Below are 14,960 nucleotides of genomic sequence, written 5' to 3' on the forward strand. Positions count from 1 at the left end.
GATCAGATTGCGGAATAGTAGGAGCAGCAAGGCACTTACCGTCGGGTATGACAGAAGCCGCCTGATGCTGTCCAGGTCGTGTTTCAGAGCTCCAGCGCGTGTTACGGCAGGCCGTCGGGGTGGTGGTTGATCCAGGAGAGGCCGCCGATGTCGAGGCGGTGTCGGGCGCGGGTGACGGCGACGTAAGCGAGGCGTGCCTCGGCGTCGTCGATGGGGCCGGGGATCGGTTGGCCGGTTTCGTCGTGTTGGTCTGTGTCTTTGGGTGGGGTGAAGTCGTCTGCGATTCTTACGTTTGGCCATTCTCGGCCTTTGGCTCTGTGAGCGGTTGAGATGGTGACGTCGGCTTGGTCTTCTTGGGCGAGTTGGTCGACTGCTGTGAGGACGGCGTCTGTTCCGTGCTGGTCGATGAGGTCGACGAACGGTCGTAGATCGCGGCCGGCGGGGTCGTTTTCGGCGTAGTCCTGTAGTTCGCCCCAGGTGGGAAAGAGGATGAGTTCCGGGTGCCAGATGGGGCGTCCTTGTTGCAGGTCGCGGGCGGCTGTGGCGAGTGCGCGCAAACTGTCTCCGCCTCCGGTCAGGGCTACGCGGTGCCCGGTCGTGAGGTGGTTCATGACTTCGGTCATGGCGCCGATGTTGGTGCGGCAGAGTACGGCGTCGGGCTGTGGTACGGCGCCGAGTTCGGTCGGGATGGTGTTGGTGCCGATGAGGCGGATGGGTGCGTCGGTGATGGCCAGCCACCGGTTGGCCTCGTGGGCGAGGCAGGGGCCGAAGCGGAAGGACTGGGAGAGGGTGAGTGCGGTGCCGTCGAAGGTGCTCATGATGTCGCGTGCGCCGCGCCATCCGTAGATGGCCTGGGCCGAGTCGCCGACCATGACCAGTTGGGCGTGGGTGCGTTGTGCGGTGAAGACCTGTTCCATGACGGGGTTGGTGTCCTGAGCCTCGTCGAGCAGAAGGAAGTCGGCTTCGATTTTCGGTTCGGACAGAGCCCAGATTTTCAGGTAGTGGTCGTGTTCGAAGCGGACGACTCCGTCATAGGGGTGCTGGAGGTCGGCCCAGGCCTTGCGCGCGAACGGTAGTACGACGTGGGCTAGTTGGGTGTGTGCGGTTTCGTTTTCGAGGCCTCGTAGGCGCGGGACGTGGTGGTCGGCGATGGCGCGGTCGGCGGAGTGGCAGTAGTGGGTCACGGTGCGTAGCACGGCGTGGGAGAGCGCTCGGTGGGAGACGTCGCGCTTGTCGATGCGGATGGGTTTGGTGATTCCGAGGGCTTGTCCGGTTTTCCAGCCTGCCTGGCGGGGGCCGCCCAGGCGGCGGGCGTAGCGATGGCCGGTTGCGGCGAAGGCGAGTGCGTGGGCAGTTTTGCAGGTCACGTTGTGGGGGAAGCGGGTGGCTGCGTTGCGGGCGATGGACCGGTCGAAGGCGATGTAGCGGCCGTGGCGTGGGGTGGTGGAGGCGAGGAGGTGGAGGGTGCTGGTTTTGCCCGTGCCTGCGCCGGCCTGGAGGGCGAGGTGGTCTCCGGCTTTGAAGGCGTTGGCGGCTGTGGTTTGTTCATCGGTGGGCTTCAGCATCTGTGCGCTCCGGCGGTGGGCGGGGTCGGTTGTGTTCGTGGGCGGTTGGGGCTGGCAGTAGGTGTTCAGGCGTGGCGGTCTGATGTGTCGGTGGGTGTTCGGTCTTGCGGGCGTGTGCTGCTGGTGGGGGTGTGGATCATGCGGCGTTCGTGCTCGTTGTTACCGGTGCCGGAGGGTGGGGGGCAGTCGGTTGATGATGTGCTGGTGGTGCAGGAGCGGGTCGTATGCCTCCCAGTCTGTGCGGGCCAGGTCGGCGGCGGCAGGGGAGTCGGCGTGGCTGGGGCAGCGCTGGATGCGCCAGCGCAGTTGTTCCATGTACGGGAGGGGGCTGAGGTCGTAGACGGCCATGAGCGGTTTGGGCAGGGGGCGTTGGCTGGTGGTGGGGCCGGTTGGCAGGAGGATCCATGTTCCTTGCTGGGTGGGGTCGAGGATGGGGTGGGTGCAGCGGTGGCGTTTGCGGGTCTGGGTCACGCACTGGATGTCCTGGATCGGTTGGGTGGCGAGGTAGCGGCCGTAGAGGAACTGGACGACGGGTCGGCCCGGTTTGCAGGCCGCGGGTGTTGCTGTGGTGGGGTGCTGGTCGGCCGGCGTGGGGGTGAAGGCACCGGTGTCGATCAGGCGGCGGGTGCGCAGGGCGAGGCGGCGGCGGAGTTCGGTCAGGTGCGGCGTGAGTGGCACGGGGGTGTTTTGGGTGGGGCACAGGATGTGGTGGGGAATGCGGCACCACGGGGTGCCGTCGCTTTGGGGGTGGGCGATGCCGGAGTTGACGTGCCAGCGACAGGGGGTGGGGACTGTGGCTACGGAGAGTTCGCGGGGGTGCAGGCTGACGGGGTGGTGTCCGGTGCGGTAGTACCACTCGACGGGGTTGCCGCAGGCGGTGCAGTTGCCGCTCTGACCGGTGCGCAGGAGGCGGCTGGGGCTGGTCGGGGCGATGCCCAGGGATCGGGGTCGGCGCGTGCGGGCGTGGGTGCCGTCCCAGTGGCGGGCGGCTGGGGTCTGGGTGATGCGCATGAGGGGGAACGTGCCAGGCGGCGCGCCGTCATGGGGGCGTCGCGGCCACGGGTGTCCCCCGGATGGCCCTTTTTGCCGCTACGTGCGTGCGGGGTTGGGTGTTGTGTTCGAATTCTGTGACCGGTAGGGGTGATCCGCGGTGGGGTGTCGCGGCAGGCGGTGGCGTTTTCAGTCAGCGTGTTCGCCTGGCAGGGTGTGGCCGCTGCACAGGGTGCCGAAAAGTGAGTCGAGCGGGGCGTCGAGGGCGTGGGCGAGGGCGTGCCAGGTGGGCAAGGAGCCGATGGTGCGGCCTTGTTCGACTTCGATGAGAGTGCGTCTGGACAGGCCGCTGCGGCGGGCGAGTTCGTCGTAGGTCCATCCTCGCTCGCCCCGCAGGCGCGCCAGTTCCAGGCGTAGCGCGTTGAGGTTCGGGTCGGGCGGGAAGATCGTCACTCCACCATCCGAAGGTGCAGCACCCTGCCCTGTCAGTGCAGACCTCTGCCCTATTTGGCGAGCGTTCGGCCGAACGAAGGGGCAGAGGTCTGCACTACCGTGTGCCGCCGATGCCCCGCTCCCCCGGCCTTTTACGGGGCCCGGAGCCAGGGGCCCGGTATCGGCGCGGCTCAGGCAGGAGGAACACGCGCCCCATGAGGCTGTGCACCACATCACCGACAACGGTGCGACGCACCTGGACCGTCGAGCTGCGCCCCCAGCACGACGGGCCGACCCTCGTCTGTGCCCAGTGCACCGCAGACGCCCAGCGGCCGGCCGGGACCTCTGCCCGGTCCGCCGCTCTGGCCCACTTGGCCCGGCACGCGCGCGAGAACGCAGTGCCGCCGTATTTGCGGACCTGCCAATGCCATGAGCGCGGATGCCGCTGGCACGGGCGTCACCGCGGCTGCGCCGGCTCCGTTCTGCTGGTCCTCACCCGCGGACATGGCGGTCGTGTCTGGCGGCTGGCTGACATGTGTGCGGCGTGCGCGGCGGCGACCGCACATGCCGCAGTGGTGCCCGACACGGCTTTCACCGCCTCGCCGGCCCAGCCGCCTTCCGGGATTGACCGCCGGGGCAGGACGAAACGCAGGAGGCGGCCGGACAGATCGTCCGACCGAACGCGTGTACGGGAGATGCTCAGTTATCTGGCCTCCTCGCTGCCGCCCGGCACCAGCGCGCAGGCACGTCTCACGGCCCTGCAATGCTGCCTGCGGGCCGGCCCTTCAGGCCATGTCCGTCTCCCCGCAGGCCTGTTGCACGGGATGCGACTGCCCCGCGGCCACGCCCTGTGGCAAGAACTCGAGGACGCCCGCTGGCTCCGGATGGAGTCGACGGGTACCTTCCGCCATCGCAGTGTCAGGGCTCAGATCCTGGACGACCTGAGCACGGGCGTGACGCGCCGCGAACGCGCACGCGCCGCCGACTGGGCTCTGCGTGTGACCTGCCTACGGCACCTTCGTCACAGCAGCGCGGCCGGACGCCTCACCGTTCTCACACTCACCGCCCACACATCGGCTGGAAGCCCGCACGGCCTCGCGGACAGCGGTCAGTTGCGCCGCCTGTGCGATCTGTCCGCCGTACAACTGGCCCAAGCTCTTGACCTCTTCACCAACAGCGGACTCCTCACGTCCTGGGCCCTGGACGCCGTCTCGGAAGATCTGACATGGACACTGGCCCAGCCCGTTATCGGCGATCCTCCGTGATGGCATCCAGGGCAGTCCGAGCCGAGTGGCATCGGGCGTGAGCCCGGCGCTCGCCGGACGGCGAGACCAGACCGCTCCTTCGGCTCGGCAGGTGAATGTCCCCGTTTCCTTCCTCTTGGACGGGGCGAGGACAGGGACGTTGCCGGGCTGCCTCTATCGGGCGAGTGTCACCTTGACCGGCACGTTCAGGCATCCGGACAGCACGTCGGTCAGCGCGGCTTTCTCGGCAGGGTCGATGGACAGACCCCACCGGGTTTTGATCGCGGTCCAGTGCGTGGCGTACTCGCAGCGGTAGCCGGTGGCGGGAGGCTGCCAGGTCGCCGGATCCTGATCGACTTTGCTCCGGTTCGACTTCGCGGAGACCGCGATCAGGGCCTGGGGGTCGCCCAGATCGTTCGCGTACGCTTCGCGTTCTTTGGCCGTCCATGCCGAGGCACCCGAGTCCCAGGCTTCAGCAAGCGGCACCAAATGGTCGATATCGAGGGCTTTTGCCTCGGTGAAGTAGACGTCGTCATACGGCGAATACCACTCGCCGCCGCTCAGCGCGCATTTCGGCCCCTGCTGCGGAGGCCGGAAGGCTTCTTCCTTGAGGACTTCTGCCCTCGTGTTGCAGCCGTCTCGGTCGGCGTCGATCCAGTGGCGGAACTTCGAGCGTTCATAGCCGTCGCGGTCCTCCTCCTGCACCGGCAGGGCTGCAAGCACGTCGCGGACGGGCATGGTGACGACGTCACCGGGAGCGGCCGCGACTGCTTGGGAAGGGATGAGCAGCGCGCCGAACGCGGCGACTGCGACGGCGGCTTGAATCGTACGGGCGAAGCGCACAGGAGCCCCTCTCAGAAATCACAATCGGTCGTGATCTTCGTAGCGTCCCGGCGCCCTCCCTGGCCGCTGCCTGGCCGTACCCCACCCATACGAGTGGCACATCACACTGCCACTCGCTACCCGGTAGGCAGCATGGCCCGGTAACGCGGCGCCATGGTGACGGACGGTTCGGGGCTGCGACTGCCGCCATGGGGCGGGGACTACCGCGAGCACCGAGGCAGCGAGCGCGCCGTGAGGAGCCAGGTCTGCCATCAGGCGCCGGGGCAGTTGGTGGCGGTGGGAACGGCGGTAGTGGCCCTCATGACGTGGACGGGGCTGACAAGGGCTTTCGGGTCGTCCCGGCAGATCCGCGGGCGATTGCGGTGGAGGAGGCTCACCGGAGCTCATCTCCTATCGCGACCAACGGCGCCCATAAGTAGCGGACGCGTACGCCGCGCTCCCGGAACCAGTGGGCCTCGCGATGCCGGAGCTCGTGCGACGACTCCGGAGCGATTGCGGCGGGCCAGCGGACGAGCACCGCGGTGACCTACGACGCTGCCTGGCGCTGCTGGCTCCCCTACGGCCGTGGACCGGGGGGCCGGGAAAATTCTGTACATCGTCCACATTCTTCGGCCGGCCCCGATCGCGCGGGGGCCTCAGTTCGTAGAGGATGGCCGGCAAGTCCGGGCGGGGACCGATCAGCCGCTCGATCACGCAGTTGTCAGCACCCAGTCCCCGCAAGGGCAGGGTCTGCACGAACTCGGCGAACTCGCCGGAGTCATAGATGATGTGGTCGCCGAGACGGGTGACGAAGTCCATCCAGCCGCCTGTGACGAGGAGTTCCTCCAGCAGTTTGGCGACGGTGCCCAGTGAGGTGCTCCCGAGCGGAGGGAGGCGACGAGCTGGCCGGGTTCTTCGAGTTCACCTGGCACGGGCAGTTCCGCGTCGTGCGCCCTCACGAGCCGCTTCCTTCTTGATCTCGATGGCCAGGTGGTCGAGGATGCGTTTGAGGATAGAGGTGGTGCAGTCGTCCCTGGCCCCGAACGCGCCGGCGACCATCCCGGCCACGATGGACAGGGTCTTTGCGTCCTCGGCCGTGCCCGCGCCATTCCTCGCGCCGGTCAGCTTGACCTTCTCGGCGACCAGCCGAGGCAGGTCGCATCGTTCGGCCAACAGGACGGCCGGGATCAGCCCGGCAAGCGCGATCAGGTCCGGGTCGTCGAAAGCGGCGAACAACGTCGCCGGTCTATCAATGCCACGAAGTTACGGGCCCATTGACGATGTCAAGGCATCAGGGAGAGTGATCTATAGGCGTTGGGTGCCGTGCGGATGAGCCGGCCACCGCACCCGGGGGCACCGGTTTCGTGTCCGCGTCCTGCGAATTCGGGGTGATCTCCGTGTCCGCGGGGCTGCCGCCGTCCCGAGCCAGCACCATATCAACCCGCCTGCGGGCGATCACCCACTCCTGCCATTCCTGCTCGGCTGCGGCCAGCTCGGCCTGGATAGGCCGGCCTCCTCACGCGTTCGCCCAAACAACGGCGAGCATCCAGCTCACGCTGTTCCAACAGCCCAACCACCGACGGAATCCACACCCCCTCCCGGAGACCGACAACGCGACAGGCCACTGCTCCCACATGACTTCCGCCTCTACGCCTGACCAGCAGAAACGCAGTTTTTCTCAAGCCCGGAAGACAACAGCTTCTCAGCATGCGGAATTGCACAGGAAGGCGGCTTGGTTTCGCGCGGTGATCAACTGACGATGAACGTCGCAACAGTTTCTGGCCATGAACTCTGCGGTCAATAAGTTGTTGCAGATCGGACGGGGCGGCGCGTCGAGATACAAGTCTCCCGCTGACGATCGACGCAGGAGGTAATCCCAGGTGGAAGCGATGTACGAGAGGTGAGGGGGCTGATGAACCTGGGGAGCGCGGCCAGTTTTCGATGCTCCTCTATCTTGCATCGACGTGTCACCTGACCGTACCTTCGAGAGCGCTTGTATGGTCGGTGAGAATATCGTGCACCGACTTTCAAGCCACATGTCCGTCCACATGATGGGAGATGGCTATGGGGAGCACCGAGTCGGTTCTGAAGTCGCGCTTCAAGAGCATAGGCGCCGCCGTTCACTGTCGGCCCACAGGTAAGTGATCCATGGGCCGTCTGCCTGATAGCAGGCAGTTTCTTGTCGTGGAAGGCCTTCGGGCCTTCCACGACAAGGCGACAGGAATTGTGCTCAGGGAGCGGATGATTTGAGTGCCAAGGACACCAGGGCCGCGATCTTGGTTTTTGAGAGGATCGTGTCAGATTCAGCTGGCTCTGGCGATGATTTCCGGGACGGGACTCACAGGATCCGAACGCCTGATGAGACCCTCGTTGAATATATCGATGTGGCGTCAAGGGTTGGTGTTACCCGAATCGCGGATCTTACGGGGCTCGATGCCTTGGGAGTTCCGGTCTTTTCTGCTGTACGCCCCTTATCACGCTCTCTCGTGGTCAGTATGGGCAAGGGAATCACCGGCGCGGCTGCGAAGACTTCTGCGATGATGGAGAGCCTTGAGACCTGGCACGCAGAGTGGGTCAGGCCCAGTGGTCAGCCTGCTGCGTACAAGGACTTGCTGGCGGCTGGCGAACCCGTGGTCGACGCCCCCGCTTTGCCTTGCTACCCGGAGATGCCCTTCCGGGAAGACGAAGTCTGTTCCTGGGTTCAGGGAGTTGACCTGTTCACGGGTGATTCCGTCTGGGTGCCCTGGGAGGCGGTTTCTCTGGACTTGTCGCAGGGTGATCCGGTACGTACCGGTCTGCTACGCGGGTCCAACGGCTTGGCCTCCGGGAACACGTTGACTGAGGCCGTCCTCCACGCTGCGTGCGAGGTGATCGAGCGGGACGCGGAGACGTTATGGAGGGCAGACTCAGAGTATCGGAGGGTGAGGCGTTCCACGGTGCGCGATGCGAACTGCCGACGGTTGCTGGAGCAGTTCTCGGATGCTGGTTTGGATGTCGCAGTGTGGGACATCACCTCGGATACATGTATTCCTGCGTATGGGTGCACATTGATTCCGCGCGAGGTTGAGCGGTTCTGGCGACCTGTGGGGGTGCACGATGGTTATGGGTGTCATCCATCACCGGGGATCGCGCTCGCGCGGGCACTTACAGAGGCGGCGCAAACGCGCATGGCCTACATATCCGGGAGTCGTGATGATCTCCTTCCCGAGACGTTGTCTGCGTCCTGCGATCCGGAGTTCGTAGCGCAGGCCGCGACCGAATTGGCCGGCATTGATGAGACCGAGGGCTTCGCGGACGAGCCGGCGCCATGCAGCCTCCTTCAGGAGGTAGGGATGGTCCTCGCGGCGTTGTCGAGGGCCGGTGCCAGACAGGTGGTGATGGTAGACCTCACCATTCCTGATCTCGGTGTGCCGGTTGTCAAGATCCTTGTGCCCGGTTTCGAGGGTCCGGCTGGAGAGGCTGCGCTGGGCACCCGGGCGGCACTGGGAGGCAGAGCGTGAGCACAAGAGTGTTCCTCGGCCCTTCGTTGGGGCATTCTCAAGCTCAAGCGATATTGCCCCACGCGGAGATTTGCCCCCCAGCGGCCCTTGGAGATGTCTATCGCGCGGTACGAGACGGGTGCAGTCAACTCCTCATCGTGGACGGGTATTTCGAGCATGTACCTGCCGTGTGGCACAAGGAGATCCTGTTCGCCATGTCTGAGGGTGTGAAGGTCCTTGGGGCTGCGAGCATGGGGGCGCTCAGGGCAGCAGAGCTTCACACTTATGGGATGGTCGGAATCGGAGGGGTCTTCGCACGTTACCGGGACGGAGTGCTTGATGGGGACGACGAGGTCGCGGTGGCTCACGAGGACGAGGCCAGCGGGTTCCGGGCTGTCTCCGATCCCATGGTAAATATCCGCGCGGCCCTGGAGTGTGCTGCAGCCAGTGGACAGATCAGCCAGGCGACCGCGGCCCGGATCGCCGTGATCGGTAAATCCATGTTCTACCCGGAACGCACGTGGGGGTGTCTGCTGCGCTCGGCAGCTTTTGAGGTGCCTGACGTTGAGCTGGACCGGCTCAGGACGTTTCTCGACGACCGGAAGCCGGACCTCAAACGCGATGACGCCATGCAGGCTCTACAAGCATGCCGGACTTCTGCACTTTCTGAGCCTGCACGGCCACCGGCCTTCGTTCGCACCAATGCGTGGGCGTGCTTCGAAGCTGCGCAAGCCGAGCAGTGAGGGCAATAGCGTGGCCGAGATCCTGAAGGAGAACATCGACTTCCGGCGTTTCTGGCTGGGTGACGGCGCCAGCCAGTTCGCGGCGCAGGCGACCACTTTCGGAATGCCGTTGGTAGCCCTGGAGCTGCTGGATGCGTCGACCTTCGAGATCGGAATCGTCAACAGCTTCGCCACGTCCGCTTTTTTGCTGGTGGGCCTGCCGGCAGGAGTTCTCGTAGACCGGGCGCGTCAACAGCGGACCGTGATGGTGTGGGCGGACGTATGCCGTTTCGCACTGCTGGCCGTCTTGGGTATAGGTGCCCTGCTCGAAGCACTGACACTCGCTCAAGTCTACGTGACGGCTCTTCTCGTGGGCACCGCGACAGTCCTGTTCGATGTCGCTCACCAGAGCTACGTGCCGCGCATCGTCCCGCAAGAATCTCTGGTACAGGGCAACGCACGCATCGCCGCCACCCAGTCGGTCGCCCAGGTCGCCGCGCCTACCGCAGGTGGTCTGATGCTTTCCCTCACAGGAGCCAAGGCTCTGCCAGTGGTGCTCGCCGCATGCTTCGTCCTGTCGACAGTCTTCCTCCTGCGTATCCGTGTGCGCGAGAAGTCAAGCGGGTCGGTTCCTCCACGGGCTCGGATGTGGCAGGAAATGTCGGATGGGCTGAAGTACGTACTCAAAACCCCCGTGCTACGAGCGATAGCCCTCAGCACAGGGTGGTTCAACCTCTTCGCTCTCGTGATCCAGTCGGTTATCGCAGTCCGGCTCGTCAGAGATCTCGGACTGACCGCAGGCTACGTCGGTGTCTATTTCGCTCTCGGTGCCTGCGGAAGCGTCGCTGGGGCACTCAGCGCTCAACTCTGGGCGGCACGCCTCGGCGAGGAGCGTGTCATCTGGATGGCCTCCGCTTTCACTGCACCCTTCGCTTTCCTGATCGCGGTGCCCAACAGTCCCTCCACCTTTGTCCTGGCAGGCTTGGGATACTTCACAATGGCCGCTGGCGCGACTGTCTTCAACGTGGCACAGCTCAGCCTCCGACAGCGGATTTGCCCGCCTGACCTGCGTGGACGAATGAACGCCAGCATCCGCTTTCTGGTGTGGGGCACGATGCCGTTCGGTGGGCTCTTGGGAGGAGCGATCGGCTCAGCCTGGTCAGCTAGGACAGCATTGGTGCTCGGCGCGGTCGGCCTATCCACCGCCTGTCTCCCCTTGCTGCTCTCCTTGGCACGCCAACCCGTCGCCCACGGGAAGCATCGTGCGATCCACACCGCGGCCGGAGACGAGAGAGCGGAAAGTGACTGCGCTTGAGACAGAACGCCCAAATCATCCAGTCTGGACCGCTCCGAGCACCGGACTACGGCGGAGCGAGGGCGCACTGTTGAAGCCGACAATCCGCTCGAACATCGATGAGCGCTGCCTCACCCACCCTCTCTGCCGCGGAAGAGGAGAACGAGCGAATGCCGCCAGTCCCGCAGCCGGATTCCGGCGACACACCGCGTCCCTTGCCCGCAGACGAGGGCGCGGCAAGCAACGCCGGGATCCGGCTGGCCAAGAGGCTATTCGAGGCCGGTGTGCACTTCGAAGGGCGGGCATATCCGGCCTCACCGGAGCCGCTCATCCTGGATGAGGAGGACGCTGCCCGAATCTCCTCAACCGCCGAAGCCCTCCACCAGATAATTGACAGAGTTGTCGACGCTTACCTGAACAACGCAAAGGTGCGCAGCCACTTCCCCCACTACCTTCCGTACGCCCACCTGATGACGCTCTCGCCTCAACTGCGGCCAGCCGCACGCATCTGCCGGTTCGACGGCGCCACCGATCACGACGGCACCTACCGGATCATGGAGACGAACACGGCGTGTCCCGGTGGAGTGATCCAGAACGGCATCACGGCACGCCTGTGGCGGGAGGAGTGCGGGCCTTCCTGGTGTGATGCAACGGACCAGTGGATTCCGCAGGTCTTGGAAACGGACCGGTACGCCTTCACCCAGGAGCTGATCCAGTGCCACGTTGCACAATCCGGGCGGGAACCGGGATTCGCAGTGGTGGTGAACCTCAACGGTCGTTTCACCAACGAGGTCGACTGGATGCTTACCCAGTTCCGTGAGCACGGACTGCGGGCGGAACGCGTCGAGGCCGCGGACCTGCGCTATCGCAAGGGCCGCCTCATCTGGCGTGGGTCCACCGTGGACCTGGCCTACAACAAGCTCGACCAACTGGACCTGGTCCGCGATGAGGCGGCGCACGGATATCTGCAGGCAGCTGCCGACGGAGCAGTCTGCTGTCTCAACCCTCTGATCTCGCAGTGCATCCTCGAAGACAAAGCCGTTCTTGCTCTGCTCACTGACGAGCGCTTCGCGGACAGTCTGCCCCTGAACCCGGGCGAACGAGCCATCGTTGAACGGCACGTGCCCTGGACCCGCGCCCTCGAAGAATGCGAAACCACTGGCCCGGACGGCGCAGTGCTCCCCTTGATGGACTTCGCCGTCAAGGCTCGCAGCCGACTGGTACTCAAGCCGCGCCATCTCACCCGAGGGGAGGGGGTGGCCGTAGGCCGGTGGACCGATTCCCGAACCTGGCAGTCCCTGCTCAGCCAAGCCGCTCGCACACAGGACTACGTCGTCCAGGACTACGTACCCCTTCCCACCTGCAGGATCGCCGCCTCTGGAACGACTGACGGCGGAGACATGATGCACGGACTGGACGTCTACCTGTTCGGAGGTAAGGCTGTCGGCTTCCAATGCCGTGCCTCATACGACCCCGTCACCAACATCGGCCGGCGAGGAATGCTGTTGCCGGTTGCAATCCGCAGGTTTACCGGTTCCGAGTGATGTACACCTCAGCGTAGGGCCATCGACGAAGGAGGAACAATGCCCGGACCGACGGTCTGGATCGTCGACCGCTGGGAGGACGCATCCAAGCCGACCTGGGAGGTCGCCGCCGTCCACGAGGTACTTAACGGGCGCGGTGTCCGCGCCGAGATCGTGGACTGGGAAGACCTCCGTCTCGGCCTTTCCCGGGACACGCTAGTCAGAGCCGGAACCGAGTCCCCATTCCCCGACGCCATGGTGATTCGCTCGCAAGTCCTCACCCGTCACACTGCAGGAGACACCGCCATCCTCTTCGGCTGGTTCGATCACCTTGAAGATTGCGGCGTCCGTCTAATCAACCGGGCGACGGCACTGCGGACCGTCGAGAACAAGATGCGCCAGGCGCAGGTGCTTCGCGCTGCCGCAATACCCGTACCCGACACCAGGATTATCTACTCAGTGCAGCAGGTTGACCAATGCATGCGAGATTGGGGTGAAATCGTTTTGAAACCGGTCTACGGCCATGCCTCAATCGATGTCGTCCGCATGCGACCCAAGGGAGCCGGGCACACCGAGGGTGAACTTCTGGGTACCCGCGAGGAGATCACCACATGGCACCTCCTGAACCATTACCGGGTTCTGTGTGCTCAACCTTACATTCCCAATCCGGGACGCGACATACGCCTGACCGTTATGGGGGATAGCATCGCCGCAGCAGTCGCGCACATCAGCACGTCCTCTGACGGCAGCGTGCGTCACCTCCTGCATCCCTACACCACTGCACGCGTCGAAAACGATCCGGAACTCGAGTACACAGCGCTCACCGCGACTCGGGCTCTGGAGCTCGATATAGCAACAATCGACCTGGTCGAAGGCCCGGATGGGCCCGTGGTAATTGAGGTCAACCCCACTGCCACTCTCTGGCGGACCTTAGAAGGTACCGACTTCGACCTGACCGAAAAGGGCATAACGGAAGCGCATGCTGATGTCGTCACTGCAGCCGTAGCACGTGCGCAACGGCAGTGAAGGTTTCAACCGTCGGCCCCGTTCCTGCGAGACGGAAATTACCGATGCACCCGGATACCTACCTCCCTGTTTCGCTTCAGGCTGCTGAGCCAGCCGTCTGACGGCGGTGCGGGTTCACTATCACTGCCGGTTCGTGCAACGACGGAGCCTGGACTCAGCGATACCAACAAAGCGTCCCTGTCAGTGGCCTGACGCCGGTCGCCCACGATGGCACGACTGGGGCCATCATCCAGTTCCTCCCCGGCCCGACCCTATCCGCCACGAGCATCCCGACCGCCGTTGATCTGACGCCACTCACCACAGCGTGGCCTCACCCTCGATGTCCGCGACAGACGCGCCGGGTGACCTTCACCGGGGGCACCGCAATTTTCAGGGTAAGGCGGCCGCTGAACGCCACACTGATCCGGTCTCATAAAGAACAGCGAACGGAAATCCGGATCCTTTCCTCAGCGGGGGCGCCAGGTGCGGATTTCGAGGTGGGTGATGTGGGCGTGGCTGTGGATGCGTCCCGTTTCGAGGAGCCATTGGTGGACGGCGGCGGTGACGTCGCCTCCGGCGGTGTCGACGCGGCGTGCGAAGTCGCGGGCGTCGAAGCCGCCGGTGGTGGCGGATCCGTAGGAGCGTTCCTCGGTGTGGTCGGTGCGCTGGATGACGTCGCGGCGGATGCCGGGTGAGTCGGTGCGGCTGCCGGAGGCGAGGGTGTAGCCGGTTTTGGGCATGCGGACGGTGAAGGCGAGGCGCAGTCCTTGGCGGGCGGCTTCGGCGATGAGGGGGCGCAGGCGGGTGGAGCCGGTGGCGATGGCCTGGGCGCCGGCGCGGCCGGTGCCGGTGCCGGTGGGGGTGATGAGGACGGCTTTGGTGCGGACGCGGGCGCGGGTGCCGGTGGCGGTGGTGCGGCGGGTGATGTGGGGGGCTGCGAGGGTGGCGAGTTCGGTGGTGTCGGTGATGCCTGCGGTCTGGAGGGCGTTGAGAGCGTGGGTGAGGGCGGGGATGAAGGCGGCGCCTTTTCCTTGTGTGTAGAACTGGGAGACGAGGGAGGGGTCGCGGTTGATGATGCGGGCGATGTCTCGTTTTGTGTAGCCGGCGGCCTGGAACTGGTCGGCGAGGCGGGCGGCTTCGTTCAACTGCCGTGCCGGGCGCCGGTTGCGTGGGGGCATCAGGGTGTGGCCCCTTCGGTGTGGGTGTGCTGGAGGGCGTCACGTCCGGCGTCGCGCAGTGCCAGGAGGTCGTCTTCGCTGGTGGGTGCCAGGACGGGGCCGGGCAGGTGGCCCTTGTACAAGTAGTCGCCGGGCTGGCCGTGGTAGGGCCAGTGGTGGGGCTGGGTGAGGTAGAGGGCGTCGGTGCGGAAGGCGACGACGGTGCCGGGGGGTACGTGGAGGGCACCGGCGTGGGTGTTGTCGGCGCGGTGACGCTGGGTAAGGAGGGCGGCGCGGGCGGAGGACCAGATTCCGGCGGCCCATTCGGGGTGGGCGTAGGGGTCGCGGGCGGATTCCCCGGCGGCGATGCCGCGGGACATCTCTTCACGCTCGCTGCCGGTCAGATGACGTTCTGATCGCTGCTGCGGGGTGAAGCGGATACCGCCGCTCTGGTACAGGAACTGGCGGACGTTGTGCATCGGCGCCCCAAGCGCCCGCCCGATCAAGCTGAACGACTGACCTTCACGCCACCGTCTCCAAACCTCGTCCTGCTGAGACGTCGAGAACCCGTAGTCACGCACCTGTGCCTCCACGACCACATGATCATCGGTGGGTGGTGCGTTGATCACTTAAGACGTCATCTCATTTGGTGAATCTGCGGTAGCAGATGAGGGTGCAGGCGATGCTGGTGAAGGCGAGGAAGTGTTCGGCTTTGCGCTCGTAGCGG

General features: G+C 65.3%; 14 protein-coding genes. 7 read left to right on the top strand and 7 right to left on the bottom strand.

The window, feature by feature from the left end; all coding sequences use genetic code 11:
* Positions 1-101: 101 nt before the first annotated feature.
* The 3 genes from ABTZ59_RS32370 to ABTZ59_RS32380 all read right to left on the bottom strand — a co-directional run bounded on the left by ABTZ59_RS32370 (position 102) and on the right by ABTZ59_RS32380 (position 3,008).
* The gene (locus tag ABTZ59_RS32370) at positions 102-1,565 is read right to left on the bottom strand and encodes a UvrD-helicase domain-containing protein (RefSeq protein WP_351421881.1); all 1,464 of its coding nucleotides are present in this window, start codon (positions 1,563-1,565) and stop codon (positions 102-104) included.
* A 159-nt stretch (positions 1,566-1,724) separates the two neighbouring features.
* Positions 1,725-2,576, bottom strand: coding sequence for a DUF6083 domain-containing protein (locus ABTZ59_RS32375; RefSeq protein ID WP_351421886.1), 852 nt, complete (start codon positions 2,574-2,576; stop codon positions 1,725-1,727).
* A gap of 168 nt (positions 2,577-2,744) precedes the next feature.
* Complete coding sequence (locus ABTZ59_RS32380; protein WP_351421891.1) at positions 2,745-3,008, bottom strand: helix-turn-helix transcriptional regulator; 264 nt, start codon at positions 3,006-3,008, stop codon at positions 2,745-2,747.
* 674 nt (positions 3,009-3,682) lie between these two features.
* Between ABTZ59_RS32380 and ABTZ59_RS32385 the strand changes: the two genes are divergently transcribed.
* Positions 3,683-4,252 (top strand): hypothetical protein, encoded by a 570-nt coding sequence (locus ABTZ59_RS32385; RefSeq protein ID WP_351421895.1) that lies wholly within the window; start codon positions 3,683-3,685, stop codon positions 4,250-4,252.
* Positions 4,253-4,405: 153 nt separating this feature from the next.
* On the opposite strand, the gene ABTZ59_RS32390 is transcribed toward ABTZ59_RS32385, so the two are convergent.
* Entirely contained in the window at positions 4,406-5,074 is a 669-nt protein-coding gene (locus tag ABTZ59_RS32390; protein WP_351421898.1) for an HNH endonuclease family protein, read from the bottom strand.
* A gap of 564 nt (positions 5,075-5,638) precedes the next feature.
* On the opposite strand from ABTZ59_RS32390, the gene ABTZ59_RS32395 reads away from it, so the two are divergent.
* Entirely contained in the window at positions 5,639-5,926 is a 288-nt protein-coding gene (locus ABTZ59_RS32395) for a hypothetical protein (RefSeq protein WP_351421902.1), read from the top strand.
* A gap of 48 nt (positions 5,927-5,974) precedes the next feature.
* On the opposite strand, the gene ABTZ59_RS32400 is transcribed toward ABTZ59_RS32395, so the two are convergent.
* Positions 5,975-6,289: a hypothetical protein gene (locus ABTZ59_RS32400; RefSeq protein ID WP_351421906.1), complete on the bottom strand. Its 315-nt coding sequence runs from the start codon at positions 6,287-6,289 to the stop codon at positions 5,975-5,977.
* 1,010 nt (positions 6,290-7,299) lie between these two features.
* Between ABTZ59_RS32400 and ABTZ59_RS32405 the strand changes: the two genes are divergently transcribed.
* From ABTZ59_RS32405 to ABTZ59_RS32425, 5 genes are all read left to right on the top strand, one after another.
* On the top strand, positions 7,300-8,553 hold the full coding sequence (locus ABTZ59_RS32405) for a YcaO-like family protein (protein WP_351421909.1): 1,254 nt from the start codon (positions 7,300-7,302) through the stop codon (positions 8,551-8,553).
* Between the two features lie 137 nt (positions 8,554-8,690).
* Entirely contained in the window at positions 8,691-9,275 is a 585-nt protein-coding gene (locus ABTZ59_RS32410; protein WP_351421915.1) for a TfuA-like protein, read from the top strand.
* Between the two features lie 10 nt (positions 9,276-9,285).
* Positions 9,286-10,569 carry an MFS transporter gene (locus ABTZ59_RS32415; protein WP_351421922.1) on the top strand — a complete coding sequence of 428 codons (1,284 nt, stop codon included), beginning with the start codon at positions 9,286-9,288 and terminating at the stop codon, positions 10,567-10,569.
* Positions 10,570-10,763: 194 nt separating this feature from the next.
* On the top strand, positions 10,764-12,092 hold the full coding sequence (locus ABTZ59_RS32420) for a glutathionylspermidine synthase family protein (RefSeq protein ID WP_351421932.1): 1,329 nt from the start codon (positions 10,764-10,766) through the stop codon (positions 12,090-12,092).
* A gap of 39 nt (positions 12,093-12,131) precedes the next feature.
* Positions 12,132-13,097: an ATP-grasp domain-containing protein gene (locus ABTZ59_RS32425; RefSeq protein ID WP_351421940.1), complete on the top strand. Its 966-nt coding sequence runs from the start codon at positions 12,132-12,134 to the stop codon at positions 13,095-13,097.
* Between the two features lie 446 nt (positions 13,098-13,543).
* On the opposite strand, the gene ABTZ59_RS32430 is transcribed toward ABTZ59_RS32425, so the two are convergent.
* Both ABTZ59_RS32430 and ABTZ59_RS32435 read right to left on the bottom strand, forming a co-directional pair.
* Complete coding sequence (locus tag ABTZ59_RS32430; RefSeq protein WP_351421945.1) at positions 13,544-14,254, bottom strand: helix-turn-helix domain containing protein; 711 nt, start codon at positions 14,252-14,254, stop codon at positions 13,544-13,546.
* A complete protein-coding gene (locus ABTZ59_RS32435; RefSeq protein ID WP_351421948.1) occupies positions 14,254-14,712 on the bottom strand; it encodes a hypothetical protein in 459 nt (152 codons plus the stop codon). Before ABTZ59_RS32435 ends, ABTZ59_RS32430 begins: the two co-directional genes overlap by 1 nt.
* Positions 14,713-14,960 lie beyond the last annotated feature (248 nt).

Source organism: Streptomyces sp. NPDC094034 (genome assembly GCF_040303865.1).
Taxonomy (GTDB): domain Bacteria; phylum Actinomycetota; class Actinomycetes; order Streptomycetales; family Streptomycetaceae; genus Streptomyces.